Here is a 20,445-nt window from a genome sequence, read left to right on the forward strand (position 1 = left end):
CTTTTTCTATTTAATGTCTATCCCTCTCAGGAAGCCTTATGCTCAAGTCGAAGTTTATCGGCAACCATTGCGATAAATTCTGAATTTGTCGGTTTTGCTTTTGACATGCTCACCGTATAGCCGAAAAGGGATGAGATGGACTCGATGTTTCCGCGGCTCCATGCCACTTCAATCGCATGGCGGATTGCACGCTCGACACGGCTTGCTGTTGTGTTGTATTTTTTAGCGATGTCAGGATAGAGAACTTTTGTAATCGAACCAAGAAGTTCAATATCGTTATACACCATAGAAATGGCTTCCCTTAAGTACAGGTACCCTTTAATATGAGCAGGGACACCGATTTCATGAATGATGCTGGTAATGTTCGCATCGAGGTTCTTGCCTTTGTTTTCAGGCTGGGATCTGAGTGAGGAACTGGATCTTGAAAGAATAGGAGCGGATTTTCCGCTTACCTGGCGAATGTGGCTGACAAGGTTTTCCATGTCGAACGGTTTTAAGATGAAATAGGATGCACCAAGGTCGACAGCTTTTTTCGTGACATCTTCCTGTCCGAACGCTGTCAGCATAATGACATTCGGCTGTTTGGATTTTTCCATCTCCCTGACCTTTTCAAGGACAGCAAGACCGTCAAGATGCGGCATAATAATATCCAGTACCAATACATCCGGATCTTTGTCCTTCAGCATGTTCAGGCATTCCTGACCGTTATAGGCAATTCCCAGTACTTCCATGTCATCCTGGCTTGATATAAACTCATCTAAAAGGCCGACCAACTCACGATTATCATCAACGACACATACTTTTATCTTCTTCACTAAAGTTCCTCCTCAGTCTTCATTTCTCCGCCTTAACCGGTTAGCATCTCTATTGTTTATTCTAAATGAGAATTTCGACAATGCAACTTAAATTCCTCTAATTATTTTAAAAAATACCAAAAAAATGAAATATCTAAGTTTTTCTCCAGTTTCCTCACATTTTCGACGATTCCTGCAACCAATCGTTTCCAAAGTTAAACAGTTTTGTCGAATAATCTTCTTCCCTCTATTCTACCGAAAAAACGGGAATAAAGAAAGGCATAAAAAAGAGCTGTCAAGAATCACCTCTCAACAGCTGCCCTTTTAGCTTGCTTTCTTTGCACCTTGCGTATAAATATCAATTCCCGCTTCACTCAGCATCCACTCGATATGAACACCATACCCTGAAGTCGGATCGTTTACAAACACATGTGTAACGGCTCCAATCACTTTGCCATTTTGGATAATCGGGCTTCCGCTCATCCCCTGAACAATCCCGCCTGATTTCTCAAGCAATTTTGGATCTGTAATTTTTATGACCATTCCTTTTATTGCAGGGAACTTTTGAGGAGTGGAACTGACAACCTGTACATCAAATTCCTCTACTCTGTCACCGTCTACAACCGTCAGTATATGCGCAGGACCTTCCTTTACCTCGTTTGAAAGGGCGATTGGCATAGGCTGATCATAAAGACCATTTGTCATGTCTCCGTTCAGTCTGCCAAAAATACCGAATGGACTGTTGCGTGTAATGTCCCCGATAATCTGTCTGTCGCTTGAAAATCTGGCAAGCTTTTCTCCAGGATTCCCGTTGCTTCCCTTTTCAATGGATGTGACAGTCGATCTGACAACCTGTCCGTCCTGTACGACGATTGGTTTTTTTGTATCCATATCTGAAATAACGTGGCCTAAAGCGCCGTATTTCTTCGATTTAGGATCATAAAAGGTCATCGTCCCGATTCCCGCTGCTGAATCTCTGATATAGAGTCCGATCCGGTATGCGCCTTCATTTTCATCTTTTACCGGAACAAGCTTTGTCTTAAGCTCTTTGTTATCCCTTGAGATCACTAAATCAAGAGGCTTGCCGGTCTTTCCTGAACCCTGAATAAACGGCGTCACATCACTCATGCTTTCAACTGTGGTGCCGTTAATTTTCGTAATGATATCACCGACTTGCACTCCGGCTATTTCTCCGGGGGATTTTTTTCCTCCGGATGTTTTAATTTGATGATGTCCGACAACAAGGACGCCAAGTGAATTAAGTTTAACGCCTATTGACTGGCCGCCCGGAATAACCCGGAAATCTTCAAGGACTTTAACGTCCACTTTTTTTATCGGAATTCCGGCAAGGTCAAATACGATTTCTCCTACTCCGCTTTGCCTGCCTTCAATTTGAAGGGATTCACTCCCTGTTTTAATGGAAAATACCTGCTCTGAATCCGCCGCGGCTGCATCAGCCTGCAGGGATGTCTGCATTGATAATTGCTGATTTTCGAATACAGTTAAAGAATTTGGCAATAGAACGTATTCTTTAACAGGTTTTACAAATCCTAAACTCATTAAAGAAACAAGGAGAATACAACCAATTATTTTTCTTATTTTATCTGAGCCCAACTATACACACTCTCCTCGCTCCTACCACACCAATACATCGGCTACATTCATTAATTTTGCCTTTTGGAGGAGCATTTATAACTGATATAAAAAGAAAATGTTGATGTTTTGGCGTATAATGCCGCAGGACGGCACATGAGGTGTTTTTTGCAGACAAAAAAAATACTGCCGGCGAAGGCAGTATTTAGAAGCTCTTTGCAGCTTCTGCAAGAGCAAGCAATTCTTTGGCATGCTGTTTCGTCAAATCCGTTACTTCAACTCCGGCAATCATCCGGCCGACTTCTTTTATCTTTTCTTCCTCGAGAAGAGGCTTAACACTTGTTTTCGTGCGTCCTTTAACCGTTTCTTTGGAGATGAAAAGATGCGTGTCTGCCATTGCAGCTACCTGAGGCAGGTGAGTGATGCAGAGCACCTGGGACCCGACAGAGACCTTATAGATCTTCTCTGCGATGGCCTGGGCCACTCTCCCGCTCACTCCAGTATCAACCTCATCAAAGATGATCGACGTCACACCCTGATGCTTGGAGAAGATGCTTTTCATCGCAAGCATGATTCTTGAAAGCTCTCCCCCGGATGCAATTTTGGAAAGCGGTTTAAGGGGTTCACCCGGATTTGTAGATAGGTAAAATTCCGTTTCATCTACTCCGTTTTCGGTGAATTTTGCAGGAACACTGTCTATTTGGACACTGTCTGGATGTCCCTTGCGGACGCCGAACACAACTTCAAACTTTGTTTTTTCCATATAGAGTTCTTTAAGCTCCTGCTGGATGTTTTTTATCAGCTCAGCAGCACTTTTTCTTCGCACAGCCGTCAGGTTTGAAGCTTCAATCACCAGATCCTTCGTAACCGAATCAAGTTCGTTTTTCAGTTTATAAAGGTGGCTGTCGCGGTTTTGAATGGTATCAATCTCTTCTTCAATTCCTGCTGCATATTCAAGGATTTCCTCTACACTCTGACCGTACTTTCTCTTCAGATGCGTGATCTCCGCAAGTCTTGCTTCAATTTCATTTAGCCGCTCCGGGTCAAACTCAAGCCTGTCAAGTTCACTGCGGATCTGAAACGACAGATCTTCAAGCATGTAGTAGCAGTTGGAGACGGTTTCTGACATTTCTTTCAATGAGTCATTAATCGAAGACACTTCTTCAAGGTGACTCATGGAATGGCCGATATAGTCGAGTCCCCTCTGTTCGCCGTGAAGGGAATTATAGCTGTTCTGCAGGGATTCATAGACCTTTTCAAAGTTGGAGATTTCATTTTTTTCTTCCATGAGCTGTTCGTCTTCTTTTAATTTCAAATCAGCTTTTTCAATTTCTTCGAGCTGAAACTGAATAAGATCAAGCCTGTGGGCCATTTCCTGTTCGTTTTCAGAAAGCTGTTTGATTTTCTTTTGCAGCGAAGCATATGTAGTGTAAATCTCTCTGTATGACGAAAGGGCATGGTTTATTTTTGACGAACCGTACTGATCGAGCAGCTTCCAGTGATTTTCTTCATTCATCAGCTCCTGATTATCATGCTGGCCGTGAATATCAATCATGAGCTGGCCGATTTCCCTGAGAATTCCGATGGTCACAAGCTTTCCGTTCACACGGCAAATACTCTTGCCTGCTGCTGAAATGTCGCGTCTCAGGACAATCATCCCGTCACTTGTATCAATTCCGAACTCCTGGCATCTTTCAAGGACCGGATGAGCGTCATCATCCAGCAAAAAAAGACCTTCCAGTTCAGCCCTTTTTTCTCCGTAGCGGACAAATTCAGATGACCCTCTTCCTCCTACCAGCAAATGAACGGCATCTATAATAATGGATTTTCCAGCTCCTGTTTCTCCGGTAAGGACCGTAAGCCCTTTTTCAAAAGAGACAGTCAGTGCTTCGATTATGGCAAAGTTCTTTATGGAAAGTTCTGCTAACACAGGGCCGAATCCCCCTTCCATTTCATTCTTTAAAGCATATCCAGGAATCGCTTGGAGATGGTTTCGGTATCATCTGGTGTTCTGCAGATAATTAAGATCGTATCATCTCCGCAGATTGTCCCTAATATTTCATTCCAATCCAGGTTGTCGATAAGTGCTCCTATGGCATTTGCATTGCCGGGAAGTGTTTTCATAATAATGTTATGGCCTGCTGAATCAATTTTTACAAAGGCATCCATTAGCGCCCGTTTCAGCTTCTGAAGCGGGTTAAAGCGCTGATCTGCAGGGAGGCTGTATTTATACCGCCCATCAAGCATTGGGACCTTTACAAGGTGCAGCTCTTTAATGTCTCTTGAGACTGTAGCCTGAGTAACATTAAAGGCAGCTTCCTTAAGCATGTCCACCAGTTCATCCTGCGTTTCCACTTCATTATGTGTGATCAGCTCGCGGATTTTAATGTGTCGTTGACCTTTATTCATTGGGCACCCCTTGTTAACTGTATGATTATACTGAATATGTTATATGAAATCGCTAAAAATGTACATGTTTTTGTCAGCCTGCATGTTCAGGCGGTTCATTGATTTACTGGTAGTATACTCAGAAATGCAAGAAGCATTTGCATTTCTGCCGGCAGAACAAACAGGAATAACGGCAGCAGCGTTATTCCTGTTCCTGTTTCTTAGTTTTCAGTTCACTGTGTGCTTGTTCGACTACTGCATCAATGCTCTCAGGCAGCAGGTTTTCACCAGGCTGGCCGATGGCATTCTTCAGATGCAGCAGAAATTCAATGTTTCCGTCTCCGCCTGTGATGGGGGAGTAGGAAAGATTGACACAGTCATAGCCCTCTTTCAGAGCAAATTGGGTAATATCTTCAAGCACCAGTCTGTGTGTTTTCGGTTCTCTGACGATACCCTTTTTGCCTACAAGCTCTTTGCCTGCTTCAAACTGAGGTTTGACGAGCGCGATGCAGTCTCCTCCTGCGACTAATATTTTCTTAAGTGCAGGAAGGATCAGCCTCAAAGAAATAAACGACACATCAATGGATGCAACTTCAGGGAGCCCCGCTGTAAAATCAGCAGGCACTGAATAACGGAAATTCGTCCGTTCCATCACCGTCACCCGTTCATCCTGCCGGAGCTTCCAGGCAAGCTGGTTATACCCGACATCAAGCGCATAGGAGCTTTTTGCCCCGTTTTGGAGGGCACAGTCTGTAAAACCGCCTGTTGATGATCCGATATCCAAAAGAATTTTACCTTCTACCGTTAAGTCAAATTCTTTCAGTGCTTTTTCAAGCTTTAAGCCTCCGCGGCTGACATACGGCATGACATTTCCTTTTACAGTAAGCGTTAGAGAGCTGTCGACCTTTTCACCCGGTTTTTCCACTCTCTCTTCATTTGCATACACAAGCCCTGCCATAATAGCCCGCTTCGCTTTTTCTCTTGTTTCAATTAACCCTCTTTCAACAAGGAGGATATCAATTCTTTCTTTTTTTGAACTCATTCATTAAACCCTTTTCTCTTTCTCTTTTGAAATGCTGATAATCCGGTCTTCTGCATGCGCAGCTGTCATCCCGATCTCATCAAGCAGCTTGCCCACACTTCCGTGTTCGATAAATCGATCCGGTATTCCCATTCTGTCAATCACAGCATCTGAATAGCCGTTTTCCTGGGCAAATTCCAGAACGGCACTGCCGAATCCTCCTTGAAGGACAGCTTCTTCTATTGTCAGAACAGGAAGCTTTTCTTCAAAAATCTCTGCCAGCATGCTCTCATCAAGAGGCTTGATGAACCTTGCATTGACCACTCTTACAGACAGGTCTTTTTTAGCCAGGCTTTCAGCAGCTTCAAGCGCCATTTCAATGGTCGTTCCAAATGTAAGGATCACAGCGTCAGTTCCAGGTCTGATCACTTCCCATGTACCTATAGGAATTTCCTTAAGCTCGGCATCCATCTTGACTCCGATGCCGTTTCCGCGCGGATATCTCAGGGCTATCGGACCGTCATTGTATTTGATGGCCGTATTAACCATGTGCTGGCCTTCATTCTCATCTTTCGGCATCATCAGCACAATGTTCGGCAAGTGTCTCAGGAAGGCAATATCAAAAACACCCTGATGCGTCTCACCGTCTGCACCAACTAGGCCTGAGCGGTCGATTCCGATAAAAACGTTCAAATTCTGCCGGCAAATATCATGCACGACCTGATCGTACGCTCTTTGCAGGAACGTTGAGTAAATGGCAAGAAACGGCTTCATATCCTGGGCTGCAAGTCCTGCGGCCATTGTCGTTGCATGCTGTTCAGCGATACCCACATCAAACATGCGGTCCGGAAATTCCGCTGCGAACTTCTCAAGCTTAGAGCCGACAGGCATGGCAGGAGTAACGGCAACAATCCGTTTGTCTTCACGCGCAAGTTTACGCACTGTCTCACTGACTAAAGCGCTCCATGCCGGACCGGCTGCCTCCCCTTTCACAAAATCGCCCGTTTCAATTTTATACGGCCCTGTTCCGTGCCATGTACCGATCTTATCGGTTTCAGCAGGCTGGTAGCCCTTCCCTTTTTTTGTAATGACGTGCAGCAGCACCGGACCTTTCGTCTTCTTCGCATACTGCAGATTTTCAAAAAGGTCATCATAGTTGTGTCCGTCTACAGGACCTAGGTAAGTAATACCGAGCTCCTCGAAAAAGATGCCTGATACAAGCATATATTTTAGACTGTCTTTCACGCGTTCTGCAGTCGAAGCAAGCTTGCCGCCTACAGCAGGGATTTTTTTCAGGATATATTCGAGTTCATCTTTCACCCATTGATATTTTCCTGCTGTCCGGAGCTTTCCAAGAACGTTGTGCAGAGCACCGACGTTTGGTGCGATGGACATTTCGTTGTCATTTAAGATGATGATCATGTCCTTTTGCTCATGACCGATATGATTAAGGGCCTCAAGTGCCATTCCGCCTGTCAGCGCCCCGTCTCCGATAATCGGCACAATGTGATCTTTCGTGCCTTTTAAGTCTCTTGCAATGGCCATTCCCATAGCAGCAGAAAGAGAAGTCGAGCTGTGACCGGTTTCCCAGACGTCATGTTCGCTTTCATTACGTTTCGGGAATCCGCACAATCCCTGGTACTGCCTGATTGTATCGAATTCGCACGCGCGGCCTGTCAGGATTTTATGTACATAAGACTGATGGCCTACGTCCCACAGAAATTTATCATTCGGACTGTCGAAGATTTTATGAAGGGCGATTGTCAATTCAACCACACCTAAATTCGGTCCGATGTGCCCTCCTGTTACAGAAAGCTTTTCAATCAGAAATTTGCGGATTTCCGCACCCAGCTGTTCTAATTCAGGGTTTGAAAGCTTCTTAAGGAAGGACGGGTCTTTAATGGATAATAGATCCAAATGGATCACTCGCTTTCAGTTCATTTTCAAGGTCTTTTGCTAAAAAAGAGCCGCTAACACAGCAAGTGATAACGGCGCCATTGTTTAATTATCGCTTTATTTGCAGTCTTTACCGCGCTGTCTGCTTAAGATATGTATAAAATATGGTGATAGTATACCATACCGTATGAAAAACCTCAATTTGACGGTGTTTTACAGAAAAAGGAGAGGCGCCTTGATCAGATTCGGCAGATTAGAATTCCGCAGAAAAGTCCGCTTTTGACTTTTTTGCCATGGGGCAGCTTAGTAATGTTATCGGTGTTTTTATGTTATTTATGATACCCTGCCCAACAAAAAAACGCGACCTGATGTCGCGTTTTTAATGATCTCTTGAAGCAATCAGATCGCAAAGCTCCTCTAAAAGAGACGAATCTATCTTCATTTCTAAAAGAATCCCTTTTGCTTGTGCAATATGGCCTGCAAGCTTTTCTTTTGCTCCCTCGAGAGTGAGAAGTGCAGGATAGGTTGTTTTTTGATTTCCTTCATCTGAACCGACAGGCTTGCCGATCTTGGCCTGCTGCCCTTCAATATCCAGAATATCATCCTGGATTTGAAAAGCGATTCCTACATGATAGGAAAACGTTCTGAGCATTTCTTTTTCATGTGCTTCTGCTTCAGCGAGGATTGCTCCTGCCATGATGGAAAAGCCAAGAAGCTTTGCTGTTTTATGCTCATGTATGTATTCTAGCTCGGTAAGGGAAAGAGTTTTCCCCTCACCCTGCATATCAGCAACCTGCCCTCCAACCATGCCTTCTGCACCCGATGCGCGCACAAGTTCACTGATTAAAGACAGACGCATTTCTGCAGAGATGTCCTGCTGGTCGGTTAGGATGCCGAAGCTGTGTGTTAGTAGACCGTCACCTGCAAGAATCGCCATTGCTTCGCCAAACACTTTATGGTTTGTCGGTTTGCCTCTCCGCAAGTCATCATTGTCCATCGCCGGAAGATCATCATGAATGAGAGAATAAGTATGGATCATTTCAACTGCGCATGCAGCAGGAATGCCTGTTTCTTCTTCTTTGCCGAACGCTCTGAGAACCGCCAGGACCAGCGCGGGACGCAGGCGCTTGCCTCCTGCTGTCAGGGAATAGGACATTGCCTCTTTAATAACAGCCGGAGCCTGAAGTCTGCTGATATACTCAGGCAGCCTTGCTTCAATCAATTCTTTTCTCGAAGAAAGAAACTGGCTGAGGTTCATCATTCTTCCTCCTGAAGGTCAAACGGCGCAAGCTCACCGTCTTCGCGGAGAATCAGGTCCATTTGCTTTTCAACCGATTGAAGCTTATCGTGGCAAAGTTTTGACAGCTTCATGCCGTCCTGAAAGTAGGCAATCGCTTTTTCAAGTGGAACATCGCCTTCTTCAAGCTTTTCCACAATTCCCTCAAGCTCTTCCATTGCCTGTTCAAACGTAACCTCTTTTTTTTCACTCATGTGACTTTCGCTCCTCCACTCCTGTAACTTGGCAGATGACTTGTCCGTCCTGCAGATGAATGTGCAGACCGTCGCCTTTTTTCACCTGTGTAATGCTTTTTACAAGGTTGTCATCCTGATAAGCAATACTGTAGCCCCGGTCCATGATTTTAAGGGGGCTGAGTGCATTAAGATTTGCTGCCATTGCCCCGAACGCAGCCTGTTTTTGTTTCAGATGCACAGACATATCCCTCGTCAATTTTTTGACAAGCTGCTGGTGCCGTTCTTTTTCGCGGCTGATTTTTTCGTTCGGATGCACTCTAAGCAAGCGGCTGCTTAATGCTGCAAACCGCTCTTTTTTCATCTGGATGTTGCGGATGCTCTCTTTTTGCAGGGATTCAACGAGAACATCAAGCTGCTGCTCTTTTTGCTGATACAGCTGCTTCGGGTATTTAAAAGCATAGGATTTCTGGTAATAGGCAAGCTGTTCTTTTTTCGCCGTAAGCTTCTCCTGCATGGCTCTCAAAAGCCTGGTCTTCTTGTTTGCCGTTCTCTCAAGAAGATCGGCAAAATGGGGAACAGCAAGTTCCGCAGCACCTGTTGGCGTTGGAGCGCGCAAATCTGCGACAAAGTCAGCTATTGTATAATCCGTTTCATGCCCGACAGCCGAGATAATCGGCACTTTCGAGCTGAATATTTCACGTGCCACAATTTCTTCGTTAAATGCCCAAAGTTCTTCAATTGAGCCTCCGCCCCTGCCTGCGATGATCACATCAAGTGTCCCGAGGCTGTTTGCCTGCCGGATGGCTTTCACAACAGACGGGCCTGCGTTTATTCCCTGTACAAGTGCAGGGATAATGATCACCTTTGCAGATGGGTACCTGCGCTTGATTGTTGTTAAAATATCACGCACAGCAGCGCCCGTAGGGGATGTAATCACACCGATTTCAGAAGGATATTTCGGTACCTGCTGCTTGTGCCTTTCGTCAAAAAGCCCTTCCTTTTCAAGCTTCTTTTTCAGCTCTTCATAAGCAAGATACAGACTTCCAATTCCGTCAGGCTGCATTTCTTTTACATAGATCTGATAATTTCCGCTTGGTTCGTACACGGAGATTTCACAGCGCAGCAGCACCTTCATCCCGTTTTCCGGCATGAATTTTAAGGAAGCGTTCTGACCTGCGAACATAACAGCTGCAATACGCGCTCCCTCATCCTTCAATGTGAAATACATATGGCCGCGGCTGTGCATTTTAAAGTTGGAAAGCTCGCCTTTGACCCAAATATCCTTTAAATGCGGATCGGCATCAAACTTCCGCTTGATGTATTTTGTGAGGGCGGTTACCGTTACATGTTTGATTTCACTCATCCGCCTGAACTCCTTTATCTTACTTGGAAGGCTGATTAACAGCAGATTTTTTGGCTGATTTTACAACGTTATGGGCTAGCATGGTGATGGTCATCGGACCGACGCCGCCTGGAACAGGAGTAATATGGCTTGCTTTGTTCATTGCATCCTCAAAGACAACATCTCCGCACAGCTTTCCTGTGTCCAGTCTGTTGACTCCGACATCAATGACTGCTGCACCTTCTTTAAGATGGTCTCCTGTAATGAAGTTCGCTTTGCCGACAGCAGCAATCAGAATATCTGCCTGACGGGTCATTTCTTTTAAGTTTGGCGTTCTTGAATGGCAGTAAGTCACTGTCGCATGCTCATTAAGCAGCAGAATGCCGGCAGGTTTTCCGACAATGTTGCTTCTTCCGACAACAACCACGTGCTTCCCTGAAATTTCAATCCCGGCAGATTTAATCATTGCCACAATTCCTGCAGGGGTGCATGGAAGGAAGGTATCCTGTCCGACCATCATTTGTCCGACATTTAGAGGATGGAATCCGTCAACGTCCTTTTCAGGAGAAATTTTTTCAATGACTGCTTTTTCGCTGATGTGTTCAGGCAGAGGCAGCTGTACAAGAATGCCATGGCAGCTGTCGTCCTCATTATAGGTTTCAATCACATTAAGCAGTTCTTCTTCCGTCATCTTTTCTGAAAAATGTTCAAGTTTAAAAGCAACCCCGATTTCTTCGGACGCTTTCTGTTTCCCTTTAATATAGGAAAGAGATGCGGGGTTGTCACCGACAAGAATAATCGTTAATCCGGGAGTAATTCCCTGTTCTTTTAATCCTTTTACTTCCTCGGCAAGCTGTCTGCGTTTTTCCTGTGCCAATTCTTTTCCGCTGATGATTGAAGCTGTCATTGTTTTGTTCCTCCTCAGGTGGTGTTTGACAGAGTTATCTGTCGAGTGCTGATTTAATGTTTGAGAGGACTCCGTTGATAAATTTCGGCGACTGGTCATCCCCGAACGTTTTAGCGAGTTCGATGGCTTCGTCAAGGGTAACGTTAAGAGGAATTTCCTCCATAAACATCATTTCATAAACGGCTAAACGAAGAACAGAGCGGTCTACGTTTGCAAGCCGTTCAAGCTTCCAGTTTACGAGGTGAGGCTTAATTTGCTCATCAATCTCTTCTGTATGTTCCACAGTTCCCAAAACGAGAGCCGTCATGAATTCATCCATCTGTTCTCCGTCCAGGGCATGATTCATTGCTTCTTTTGGATCAATCTCGCTTACGTCTATCTGAAAGAGTGCCTGAAGTGCTTTTTCTCTTGCTAATCTTCGTTTCATTCTTACTTGCTCCTTTATGTACAAAAATGTCGAAATGTCATAGAACGATCATACCATATTTTACGGACAGAAGCACACTGCAGTTGTTGTTTTTCGGCCAAATAACGAATAAAAAACAGTCCTGCCTCTAAAATATTCGTACTTAGTGGAATCTTCGCTCAATTCAGTCTGGAATAAAGCATGTGTAAAATGGATGATTTTGTGTAGGTTACAGTCAGTAAAATGGTAATCGTTTCTTTCCGCTGCAGGAATCTGCTTTCCGCGGGGAGGGATGGGAGCTTGTACCCGTTCCCTTTCGCTCCAGTCACTTGCTTTCCGCGGGGAGCGCCTGGAGCCTCCTCGCTTCGCTTGCGGGGTCTCCAGTGCCCTCTTCATCCCTAGAAAAGCGGAAGCGCCCGTTTTGCTCCGGCAGTCAGATAAGAAATCACCCGAAAAGTCCGCTTTTGACTTTTTGGGGGATTTTGTTCTGACAGAGGAGTTGGGCGCTGCAGCTGGACAAGGAGTCAAGTGCCTTCCGCTGCAGTTCACTGGTGTTTACATTTTTCACATTTTACGCTTTTAAAAATACCTTTTTCCGGGCTGAACTCAGAAAAAAAACCAAAGGAAGAACTCCTCTGGCTTTACATTTCCTGGTCGATTTCAATTTCCTGTGATTTTGTTTCGAATTGAATTCCGACTACATGGATATTAATCTCGTTGATTTCAAGAGCTGTCATGTTGTACAACGCCTGGCGAGTGTTGTCCTGGATGCGCTGGGCGACGGTCGGGATGGAAACGCCGAACATCATGACGCAGTAGACATCGATTGTGATTCCGTCTTCAGAAAGGTCGACTTTCACGCCTTTGCCGTGATTTTTCTTGCCGAGGCGTTCTACAACGCCTGACGCGAAGTTTCCGCGCATTTGTGCAACGCCTTCTACTTCAGAAGCAGCGATTCCGGCAATCACTTCAATGACTTCCGGGGCAATTTCAACTTTGCCGAGACCATTTTCTTCATGAGTCATTTCAAGCAGCCTGTTTTCTTTCAAGAGTCAGCACCTCCGTGTATTTTTAAGATTCCATAACTTTATGGATTTCTAAGAACTTCGTATTAAAGTCTCCGGAAACAAACGTTTCGTGTTCAAGCAGTTTTTGATGGAAAGGAATCGTTGTGTGGATCCCCTCTATAACAAATTCACTAAGCGCGCGTTTCATTCTGGCAATCGCTTCCTCGCGGGTTGCTCCATATGTGATCAATTTGGCGATCATGGAGTCGTAATATGGAGGAATGGAATAACCAGGGTATGCTGCTGAGTCTACTCTAACACCAAGGCCTCCGGGCGGCAAGTACATTTCTATTTTACCAGGAGAGGGCATAAAATTCTTCTCCGGATTCTCTGCATTGATGCGGCATTCGATTGCCCAGCCGTTAAAGACAACATCTTCCTGCCTCACAGAAAGCTCTTTGCCTGAAGCAACCATGATTTGTTCCTTGATCAGGTCAATGCCTGTGACCATTTCCGTTACAGGATGCTCAACCTGAATTCGCGTGTTCATCTCCATGAAGTAAAATTTATCTTCGATGTGATCAAAAATAAATTCGACTGTTCCTGCTCCAGTATAATTGACGGCTTCAGCAGCTTTAACAGCAGCTCTTCCCATCGTCTCGCGCATTTCAGCTGAAAGAGCAGGAGACGGGGTTTCTTCAACGAGTTTTTGAAGTCTGCGCTGAATGGAGCAGTCTCTTTCTCCTAAATGGATGACATTGCCGAGAGAGTCTGCCATGACCTGAATCTCCACGTGTCTGAAATCCTCAATATACTTCTCGATGTAGACACCCGGGTTTCCAAATGCAGTAGCAGCTTCCTGCTGGGTGATTTGGATGCCTTTGATCAGGTCCTGTTCTGTTTTTGCAACACGGATTCCTTTTCCGCCTCCGCCTGCAGTTGCTTTGATAATGACAGGGTATCCGATGTCATTTGCAAGTGAAACAGCATCGCCCGTATCCTTGATAATGCCTTGAGATCCCGGAACAATCGGAACACCGGCTTTTCTCATCGTTTCTCTTGCAACGTCCTTTGTTCCCATTTTAGAGATCGCATCTGCGCTTGGTCCGACAAAGATGATGTTGCACTCTTCGCACAGCTCCGCAAAATCTGCATTTTCAGCCAGGAATCCGTAACCCGGATGAATGGCTTCACTGCCTGTAAGTTTTGCCACGCTGATGATATTTGTGAAATTCAGATAGCTGTCTTTTGAAGCTGTCGGTCCGACACAATACGCTTCATCAGCGAGCTGAACGTGCAGAGAATCTCTGTCTGCTTCTGAAAAGACCGCAACTGTCTCAATTCCCAGTTCTTTGCAGGCCCGAATGATCCGTACCGCAATTTCTCCTCTGTTTGCTATAAGCAATTTCTTAATCATAGTTTCTCTCCTTACTCTGGTCTGACAAGGAATAAAGGCTGTCCGTATTCTACTAGCTGGCCATTTTCAGCCAGGATTTCAACGATTTCGCCTTTTACTTCTGCTTCAATTTCATTAAACAGCTTCATCGCTTCTACGATGCAGACAACCGAATCATTAGTTACCTTTGAACCAACGCTCACATAGTTGTCTGTGTCAGGTGAAGACGCTGCATAGAACGTGCCGACCATCGGCGAAGTGATTTTATGTAGATTTTCATCCTGTGCAGGAGCCTTCGCTTCTTCCTTTGGCACTTCTTTTACTTCCTGAAGGGCTGCAGGAGCCGCAGCCGGCTGTGCTGCTGGCATTTGAGGAGCTGCTTGTACAGGAGCTGTCTGCACAGCTGCTTTCTCAAGCTCTTCCATGCGTTTCTTTAACTTAATTTTAGATCCTTCATGTTCATACGTAAATTCGTCGATTGAAGACTGGTCAACAAGCTTGATCAGTTCTCTGATTTCTTGTATTTTCAACATCTGCTGGCACCCCTATTCAAATTCTTGATGATTGTGATTCCGTGTCTAAGCAAGGCAAAGCTTCATTTAAGGATTATGGACTATGAAAGAAAAAACGCCAAAAAAGCATGACCCGTACTCTTCGGTTGATTTCTTTTCTGCCTGTCGGAGCTAAACGGGTGCTTCCGCTTTTCTTATTGTCCAGCTACATCAGCCAACTCCTCTGTCAGAACAAAATCCCCGAAAAAGTCAAAACCGGACTTTTCCGGTGATTTCTTATCTGACTGCCGGAGCTGAACGGCTGATTCCGCTTTTCTTATAGCCTAGTACTAAAACGAAGTCCTATGTCTATCTTACGACATTTGAGTCCTTAAATTCAATATGTATTCTTGCCCGCCCGTGGTGATCTTAAAATAATCTGTTCTTTTTAATTATAAGGGATAATTGAAAATTTTGAAATGACAGGCAGGTAAAAGAGAAAACCCCGCGCCATGGACGCGGGGTTTTACGATTATTGATTTGAAGGTTCAAGTGTAACAGCTACATCTTCCATGCCTTTCATCTCGCTGCTGACAAGCTGGATGATTTTGTTCGCTTCTGAAGCTGAGCTTTCTTTCGCTTTTACTGTTACTTTGACTTTTTCGCCTTCGATTCTTACAAGGGCATCATCGTAGCCGTTTGATTTAATGAACGTTTCGAGGATTTCCTCGTTGGCAACTGCTTCATCAATCGCATTCATCTCATCACGGGCAGCGCTTTTTTCTGCAGCACTCGCCTCTTTGCTTGCTACAATATCTTCAAGACTTTCTTTCTTGGCGTTTCGGGAATCTTCAAGCTGCATGCGGATCGTTGCAAAGAGTTCATCGTTTGAAACAGAAACAACCGTTCCGTCCTCTGCTTCTTCAACTGTCACTTCTGCCTCTCCATCTTTCTTTGCTTCTTTCGCAGCTTCCGCTTTTTCTGCTTTTTCAGCACCTGTCATAGCGACATCATTTTTGATTTCTTCAGGTGTCGTGATGTAGTACACTGAAAGCACAACCACCAAGCTTAACATTGTTAATAACCAAACCGTTTGTTTTTTCAGCATCATTCAAGAATCCTCCTCTATTTCCCTTTTTTCGCTGCAACTGCTACGCGGTGGCTTGGGACTCCAAGCACTCTCGTTACAGCCTCAACGATTGATTTTTTTATTTGAATGTTGTCAGCACCCTCAGCTACCACAAGCACACCCCTGATTTCCGGTTTTTTCGTCTGCAGGATGATGGGTGTCTCCTGATCTCCCTTTCGGATAATAACAACGGATTCTTCTGTTGAACCATCTTCCACTGTCCGCTTGCCGCCCTGAGGATCTGTTTCTTCTGTTGTCTGGTTCTGGCTGACGCTGTTTCTCTCAAGAATTTGCTCGGAAGTTGCTTCTACGTTGACAACGACCATGGCATTGTTTATTCCGGACATGGAATCAAGCGCTTCTTTTAATTGATTTTCGTATTCCTGCTCATATTTCTCGATTGAACCTGAGCCCCCGCCTTCATCAGCCGGTTTAAACACTTCTTCGTCTTTATCAGATGAAGAAGACATTCCGGAGACTTGAGATACGTCAGGCATGGCTGTCTGACCGGACAACAGATTGCTTACGAGCATAAATCCGATGCCAAGCGCAAGCGCGATCAGGAGGTAGTGGTACTTGTTCGGTTTTTTGCCGTTTTCAGAGTTTAGCAGTGTTTTCAATTTTTCCAGCATTTGTTTAGGACTATTCATCTGTGCTGCCCTCCCCCCCTTCCATTTTCAAGGAAATCTTCTCAGGGTCGACTCCCCAGATACTTGCTAGATAAGCTTTAATTTCAGGTTCAGAAGAAAGGGAATCTTCCTCTCCACCATTAGTACCGCTGATGTCTACCGGCTGTACAGCTTCAACGGCGCCTGTTTCTTTTGCGCCTGGCTGAAGCGTTACTTCAATGCTCTGCAGACTGGTTTCTATTTTTTCAAATGGTGCTTCTGCAGATAGATCGATATCTTTTATCGCTAGATCATAGCTTTTCACCAGCTCCTCTTTTGCCTGCGTTTTTAATTGGACAGCCATGTTTTCTAAAATATATGCATCATTTGAGGCTTGTATTTCTTTTTTTTGTGAATCTATGGATTTTTTTATTTCTGCTTCTTTAGCAGAAGAATAGCTGCCGATCCCGGCTTCCTGGACCATTGCCGGTATATCGGCTGACAAAAGCTTAAAGATCGGCGACAGGATAATCACGATTAGCAGAAGGCTGATCACCATTTTGGCGTACTTTTGCATGGCCGAGTTCGGCAAAAGCAGGTCCAGTATGACAGCCAGCATGATGAAAAGAATAATGTTTGCAATCCACTCTGTCAGAAATGACATGCCGACTCCCTCCTATCGAACCATCATGGTTATATTGCCAGCCGCAATAATGACTGTAAGACTCAGGAAAAACATCAGTGACACGATGGCAAGCGCAGCAAAAATATAGATGACACTTTTGCTGATGATATCCAGGCATTTGATGATCGGACCGCCGCCAAGGGGCTGAAGCAGTGCAGCTGTAAATTTATAAATAAAGGCCAGAGTCAGCACTTTTATCGCCGGGAAAGCAGCGATAAACAGGAGAATCGCCACACCGAGAATGCCCACTGTGTTCTTTAGAAGAACAGAAGCGCTGATGACCGTATCGGTTGCATCGGTAAACATCCGCCCGAGGACAGGTATAAAGTTTCCTGTCACAAACTTGGCCGTGCGGATGGCCATCCCGTCAGAAACGGCAGCTGATGCCCCCTGAACAGAAATGACTCCGAGAAATACCGTTAAAAACGTACCAAGCAGCCCGATCCCTATGTTTCTTAGAAGCTGGGCCAGCTGCGTTACTTTATACTGATCCGTGAGCGTGCTGACAATGCTCAGCAAAGCGGAGAGAAACAGAAGCGGCAGAACAATTTTTTCAATCAGCACTCCGCTTGTATTCATGAGGAAAAGGATGACCGGGTGAAAAAATGCTGCTGATATCAGCCCGCCGGATGCCGCCATCAGAGCAAGAAGAAGCGGAATGAGTGCGAGTATGAAGCTTGACATCGTCCGGATCGCTTCAACCGTATATTCAATGGCAATATGAAAGCTGTTCAGAGCGATGATCATTAAAACCATGTAAACGAGAGCATAAGCGACTTTGCTGACTGTGCTCTGGCTGAACGCGTCCTGAAGGAGCTGCAGCAGCATGCTGAAAATTGTCAGCATTATCAATGTCCCGAGAAGTTTTCCGTTTGCGATGATTTCATGGAAAATGTAGCTCAGGAAAGCTTTTGACCATTCTTTAAAGGATAATTCTTTCTCGCCATTTAAAAATTGAAGCAGACTTCCTTTCTGACTTTCAGGAAGATACCCTCCGTATTCTGTCATAATGTCGTCCCAGAACGTTTTAATTTCCTGGATCCCAAGCTTGTCTATCTGCTGATCAACCAATTCCTGCTGCGGTGGAGGGGGAGAAGCTTGTACAAGTGCCGGAAATGAAAAAAAGAAAAGAAAAAAGACAGCGGCGATTCCCTTTTTAATAACTCTCACCCCTTATCCATCACGCCGGTATCAGGCCGATGATGGTTTCAATTATGACAGTCAGGATCGGAACCGCCATTGCAAGAATAATGATTTTGCCGCCAAGCTCAATCTTTGAAGCAATGGCTCCCTGACCTGCATCCTTTGTAATCTGTGCGCCGAATTCGGCAATATAGGCAATTCCGATAATTTTCAGGATCGTCTCCACATACATCATGTTAATGTTTGCATTCAGCGCAATTTTTTCAATCATGGTGATAATCTGGGAAACGCCGTCGACTAAAAACAGAAAAATGACGCAGCCGACAAAAACCACGAGCATGAATGCATATGTCGGCTTTTGTTCCTTTACAATCAATGCGAGAAAAGTAGCAACTAAACCAAGTCCGACAATCTGTATAATTTCAATGGCTGAGCCCCCCTATCCCTGAAAAAGGAAGACTGATTTAATTTTCTGAAACAAATCTTCTACAATGGAAGCCACCATAAACAGAATATAAATAAAACCCAGGAGCGTGACCCATTGCGCATACTCTTTTTTGCCCATCTGATCAAGGATTGTGTGAAGAAACGCGACGACAATTCCGATGCCCGCTATTTGAAAAATGATATTAACATCTACTCCCATTGCATGTAATCCTCCTGACTGCTACATCAATAAAATAACCAGCAATAAACCCGATAAGAATCCAAGGCTTTTCAGCATTTTTTCATAGCGGCTCTGTCTGTCGAGTGCATCCGCTTCCTCTCTTTCAAGATGGGCAAGTGCGAGGCGGATATGTTTCTGCTGAGAGATCAGGTCGTGCTGGCCGAGTGTTTCGCCAAACTGCTTCATGATCTCGTACTCTCCCTGCTTAAAGGCAGTCATCCTCCATACTTCCTGCAAACTGTTTTCCCAGGCTGCCCTGACGCTTGTATGCCCTGCAGACAGACGCTTTGAAAATACCTCAAAAAACCAGGAAAGCGGCTTTGGCATTTGCTTTGAAAGGGTGGCGGCTGCTTCTTTTAACGGGGTATGAGCATACATGATTTCTGCTTCGAGCGCCTGCAGGGCAACCTTCAGCTGTCTCAGCTGGCGCGGGCGTTCACTGATGTGTTTTGCCGTTTCAAAACCGGCCCATGTTGTAGCAAGCAGGATGAATACAGCTCCAAGCAGCTTCAGCATAGCGGGACACCTTCTTCCGTTCTGACAATCCGTCCTTCTTCATCAATGACTCTCTGGACCGTTCCGGGACCGCTTACTCTTGATAGCTCTATGAATCTCTTAAAAACATGATGATTTAATAGAGGAGCAATAGTCGGCCTCATTTTAATATCCTCAAGAGAGCATCCGTGAACGGATATAAACAGTCCGACACCCGCATGAACGGCCTCAAGTATCGCTTCTGTATCTTCCATTCTTCCCGCCTCATCCACAACGAGAACATCGGGGCTCATAGAGCGGATCATCATCATGCCTTCTGCTTTCGGGCATGCATCAAGCACGTCCACTCTTTCGCCGAACTCATGCTGGGGTATGCCGTTTATGCATCCTGCAATCTCTGAGCGCTCATCTACAATCCCTACTTTTCTTGATGGGATCTGTCCATGGCCTGTACTCATAATTCGTGCAAAGTCGCGGAGCATCGTCGTTTTACCAGTCTGAGGCGGGCCGATAATCATGGTATTCAGCCACTCTCCGCTGTAGCAGCAAGGGATGAACCGGTCAGCAATTCCGCGTTTTTGGCGCGCTACCCGAATGTTGAAAGACGTGACATTGCGGATGGCTTTTACACGGCCGTTTTCTGTTATGACCCTCCCCGATAGCCCTACACGATGGCCGCCCTGAATGGTGATAAAGCCGCGTTTGAGCTCTTCTTCAAGTGCGTAGATGCTGTATTGGCTCAGTTCGCTCAGCAGAGAAATTCCGTCCTGATGTGTAGCGATGCATGACAGGAAAACAGGTTTTCCCGCCGCTGTCACTTCAACCCGCTTTGATATTCTGATGCGAATCTCTTCCATTTGCTGCAGCACATGCGGCGGAAGGTCCAGTATATGCTGTCTGATCGGCTCAGGAAGCATAGCTGTAATCTCATTCACATGGCTTCCTCCTTGCATAGTCTCTTAATACTCCTATGTTTATGCAGGCTTGGACACATTATGACTGTG

General features: G+C 45.2%; 22 protein-coding genes. All 22 read right to left on the minus strand.

What is annotated here, in order from left to right; genetic code table 11:
- Positions 1-26: 26 nt before the first annotated feature.
- The 22 genes from spo0A to spoIIIAA all read right to left on the minus strand — a co-directional run bounded on the left by spo0A (position 27) and on the right by spoIIIAA (position 20,376).
- Positions 27-815, minus strand: coding sequence for a sporulation transcription factor Spo0A (spo0A, locus tag JOJ89_RS14060; RefSeq protein ID WP_029279806.1), 789 nt, complete (start codon positions 813-815; stop codon positions 27-29).
- Positions 816-1,118: 303 nt separating this feature from the next.
- Complete coding sequence (gene spoIVB / locus JOJ89_RS14065) at positions 1,119-2,408, minus strand: SpoIVB peptidase (protein ID WP_203288028.1); 1,290 nt, start codon at positions 2,406-2,408, stop codon at positions 1,119-1,121.
- Between the two features lie 184 nt (positions 2,409-2,592).
- Entirely contained in the window at positions 2,593-4,317 is a 1,725-nt protein-coding gene (gene recN / locus JOJ89_RS14070; RefSeq protein WP_029279802.1) for a DNA repair protein RecN, read from the minus strand.
- Between the two features lie 29 nt (positions 4,318-4,346).
- The gene (gene ahrC / locus JOJ89_RS14075; protein ID WP_029279800.1) at positions 4,347-4,796 is read right to left on the minus strand and encodes a transcriptional regulator AhrC/ArgR; all 450 of its coding nucleotides are present in this window, start codon (positions 4,794-4,796) and stop codon (positions 4,347-4,349) included.
- A gap of 181 nt (positions 4,797-4,977) precedes the next feature.
- On the minus strand, positions 4,978-5,817 hold the full coding sequence (locus JOJ89_RS14080; RefSeq protein WP_203288030.1) for a TlyA family RNA methyltransferase: 840 nt from the start codon (positions 5,815-5,817) through the stop codon (positions 4,978-4,980).
- Positions 5,818-5,820: 3 nt separating this feature from the next.
- On the minus strand, positions 5,821-7,713 hold the full coding sequence (dxs, locus tag JOJ89_RS14085) for a 1-deoxy-D-xylulose-5-phosphate synthase (protein WP_035207074.1): 1,893 nt from the start codon (positions 7,711-7,713) through the stop codon (positions 5,821-5,823).
- 358 nt (positions 7,714-8,071) lie between these two features.
- A complete protein-coding gene (locus JOJ89_RS14090) occupies positions 8,072-8,953 on the minus strand; it encodes a polyprenyl synthetase family protein (protein WP_029279794.1) in 882 nt (293 codons plus the stop codon).
- Positions 8,950-9,183 (minus strand): exodeoxyribonuclease VII small subunit, encoded by a 234-nt coding sequence (locus tag JOJ89_RS14095; RefSeq protein ID WP_029279792.1) that lies wholly within the window; start codon positions 9,181-9,183, stop codon positions 8,950-8,952. Before JOJ89_RS14095 ends, JOJ89_RS14090 begins: the two co-directional genes overlap by 4 nt.
- Positions 9,176-10,528, minus strand: a complete 1,353-nt coding sequence (xseA, locus tag JOJ89_RS14100) for an exodeoxyribonuclease VII large subunit (protein ID WP_029279790.1) — start codon at positions 10,526-10,528, stop codon at positions 9,176-9,178. The genes JOJ89_RS14095 and xseA overlap by 8 nt, the downstream gene beginning before the upstream one ends.
- Positions 10,529-10,547: 19 nt before the next feature.
- Entirely contained in the window at positions 10,548-11,414 is an 867-nt protein-coding gene (gene folD / locus JOJ89_RS14105; protein ID WP_203288032.1) for a bifunctional methylenetetrahydrofolate dehydrogenase/methenyltetrahydrofolate cyclohydrolase FolD, read from the minus strand.
- Positions 11,415-11,448: 34 nt separating this feature from the next.
- Positions 11,449-11,841 (minus strand): transcription antitermination factor NusB, encoded by a 393-nt coding sequence (gene nusB, locus JOJ89_RS14110; protein ID WP_029279787.1) that lies wholly within the window; start codon positions 11,839-11,841, stop codon positions 11,449-11,451.
- Between the two features lie 620 nt (positions 11,842-12,461).
- Positions 12,462-12,869: an Asp23/Gls24 family envelope stress response protein gene (locus JOJ89_RS14115; protein WP_029279783.1), complete on the minus strand. Its 408-nt coding sequence runs from the start codon at positions 12,867-12,869 to the stop codon at positions 12,462-12,464.
- 22 nt (positions 12,870-12,891) lie between these two features.
- Entirely contained in the window at positions 12,892-14,244 is a 1,353-nt protein-coding gene (gene accC, locus JOJ89_RS14120; protein ID WP_029279782.1) for an acetyl-CoA carboxylase biotin carboxylase subunit, read from the minus strand.
- 11 nt (positions 14,245-14,255) lie between these two features.
- Entirely contained in the window at positions 14,256-14,756 is a 501-nt protein-coding gene (gene accB, locus JOJ89_RS14125; protein ID WP_029279780.1) for an acetyl-CoA carboxylase biotin carboxyl carrier protein, read from the minus strand.
- Positions 14,757-15,246: 490 nt separating this feature from the next.
- On the minus strand, positions 15,247-15,822 hold the full coding sequence (locus tag JOJ89_RS14130) for a SpoIIIAH-like family protein (RefSeq protein ID WP_029279778.1): 576 nt from the start codon (positions 15,820-15,822) through the stop codon (positions 15,247-15,249).
- A gap of 17 nt (positions 15,823-15,839) precedes the next feature.
- Positions 15,840-16,493, minus strand: a complete 654-nt coding sequence (gene spoIIIAG / locus JOJ89_RS14135; protein ID WP_203288033.1) for a stage III sporulation protein AG — start codon at positions 16,491-16,493, stop codon at positions 15,840-15,842.
- Positions 16,486-17,115, minus strand: a complete 630-nt coding sequence (spoIIIAF, locus tag JOJ89_RS14140) for a stage III sporulation protein AF (RefSeq protein WP_203288035.1) — start codon at positions 17,113-17,115, stop codon at positions 16,486-16,488. Before spoIIIAF ends, spoIIIAG begins: the two co-directional genes overlap by 8 nt.
- 12 nt (positions 17,116-17,127) lie before the next feature.
- Complete coding sequence (gene spoIIIAE, locus JOJ89_RS14145; protein ID WP_035207086.1) at positions 17,128-18,306, minus strand: stage III sporulation protein AE; 1,179 nt, start codon at positions 18,304-18,306, stop codon at positions 17,128-17,130.
- Between the two features lie 10 nt (positions 18,307-18,316).
- Entirely contained in the window at positions 18,317-18,706 is a 390-nt protein-coding gene (gene spoIIIAD / locus JOJ89_RS14150; protein WP_174434979.1) for a stage III sporulation protein AD, read from the minus strand.
- A gap of 12 nt (positions 18,707-18,718) precedes the next feature.
- The gene (gene spoIIIAC, locus JOJ89_RS14155; RefSeq protein WP_029279768.1) at positions 18,719-18,925 is read right to left on the minus strand and encodes a stage III sporulation protein AC; all 207 of its coding nucleotides are present in this window, start codon (positions 18,923-18,925) and stop codon (positions 18,719-18,721) included.
- Between the two features lie 21 nt (positions 18,926-18,946).
- The gene (gene spoIIIAB / locus JOJ89_RS14160; RefSeq protein WP_029279766.1) at positions 18,947-19,462 is read right to left on the minus strand and encodes a stage III sporulation protein SpoIIIAB; all 516 of its coding nucleotides are present in this window, start codon (positions 19,460-19,462) and stop codon (positions 18,947-18,949) included.
- The gene (spoIIIAA, locus tag JOJ89_RS14165) at positions 19,456-20,376 is read right to left on the minus strand and encodes a stage III sporulation protein AA (RefSeq protein WP_203288037.1); all 921 of its coding nucleotides are present in this window, start codon (positions 20,374-20,376) and stop codon (positions 19,456-19,458) included. Before spoIIIAA ends, spoIIIAB begins: the two co-directional genes overlap by 7 nt.
- Between the last annotated feature and the right edge of the window lie 69 nt (positions 20,377-20,445).

It is taken from the genome of Metabacillus sp. cB07 (assembly GCF_016839225.1).
Lineage (GTDB): Bacteria > Bacillota > Bacilli > Bacillales > Bacillaceae > Bacillus_P > Bacillus_P indicus.

Excerpts from the sequence above, each read along its gene's own strand:
- ahrC (WP_029279800.1), bottom strand. The coding sequence starts at position 4,796 with ATGAATAAAGGTCAACGACACATTAAAATCCGCGAGCTGATCACACAT.
- JOJ89_RS14080 (WP_203288030.1), bottom strand. The coding sequence starts at position 5,817 with ATGAGTTCAAAAAAAGAAAGAATTGATATCCTCCTTGTTGAAAGAGGG.
- JOJ89_RS14090 (WP_029279794.1), bottom strand. The coding sequence starts at position 8,953 with ATGATGAACCTCAGCCAGTTTCTTTCTTCGAGAAAAGAATTGATTGAA.
- JOJ89_RS14095 (WP_029279792.1), bottom strand. The coding sequence starts at position 9,183 with ATGAGTGAAAAAAAAGAGGTTACGTTTGAACAGGCAATGGAAGAGCTT.
- xseA (WP_029279790.1), bottom strand. The coding sequence starts at position 10,528 with ATGAGTGAAATCAAACATGTAACGGTAACCGCCCTCACAAAATACATC.
- folD (WP_203288032.1), bottom strand. The coding sequence starts at position 11,414 with ATGACAGCTTCAATCATCAGCGGAAAAGAATTGGCACAGGAAAAACGC.
- nusB (WP_029279787.1), bottom strand. The coding sequence starts at position 11,841 with ATGAAACGAAGATTAGCAAGAGAAAAAGCACTTCAGGCACTCTTTCAG.
- accC (WP_029279782.1), bottom strand. The coding sequence starts at position 14,244 with ATGATTAAGAAATTGCTTATAGCAAACAGAGGAGAAATTGCGGTACGG.
- accB (WP_029279780.1), bottom strand. The coding sequence starts at position 14,756 with ATGTTGAAAATACAAGAAATCAGAGAACTGATCAAGCTTGTTGACCAG.
- JOJ89_RS14130 (WP_029279778.1), bottom strand. The coding sequence starts at position 15,822 with ATGCTGAAAAAACAAACGGTTTGGTTATTAACAATGTTAAGCTTGGTG.
- spoIIIAG (WP_203288033.1), bottom strand. The coding sequence starts at position 16,493 with ATGAATAGTCCTAAACAAATGCTGGAAAAATTGAAAACACTGCTAAAC.
- spoIIIAF (WP_203288035.1), bottom strand. The coding sequence starts at position 17,115 with ATGTCATTTCTGACAGAGTGGATTGCAAACATTATTCTTTTCATCATG.
- spoIIIAC (WP_029279768.1), bottom strand. The coding sequence starts at position 18,925 with ATGGGAGTAGATGTTAATATCATTTTTCAAATAGCGGGCATCGGAATT.
- spoIIIAB (WP_029279766.1), bottom strand. The coding sequence starts at position 19,462 with ATGCTGAAGCTGCTTGGAGCTGTATTCATCCTGCTTGCTACAACATGG.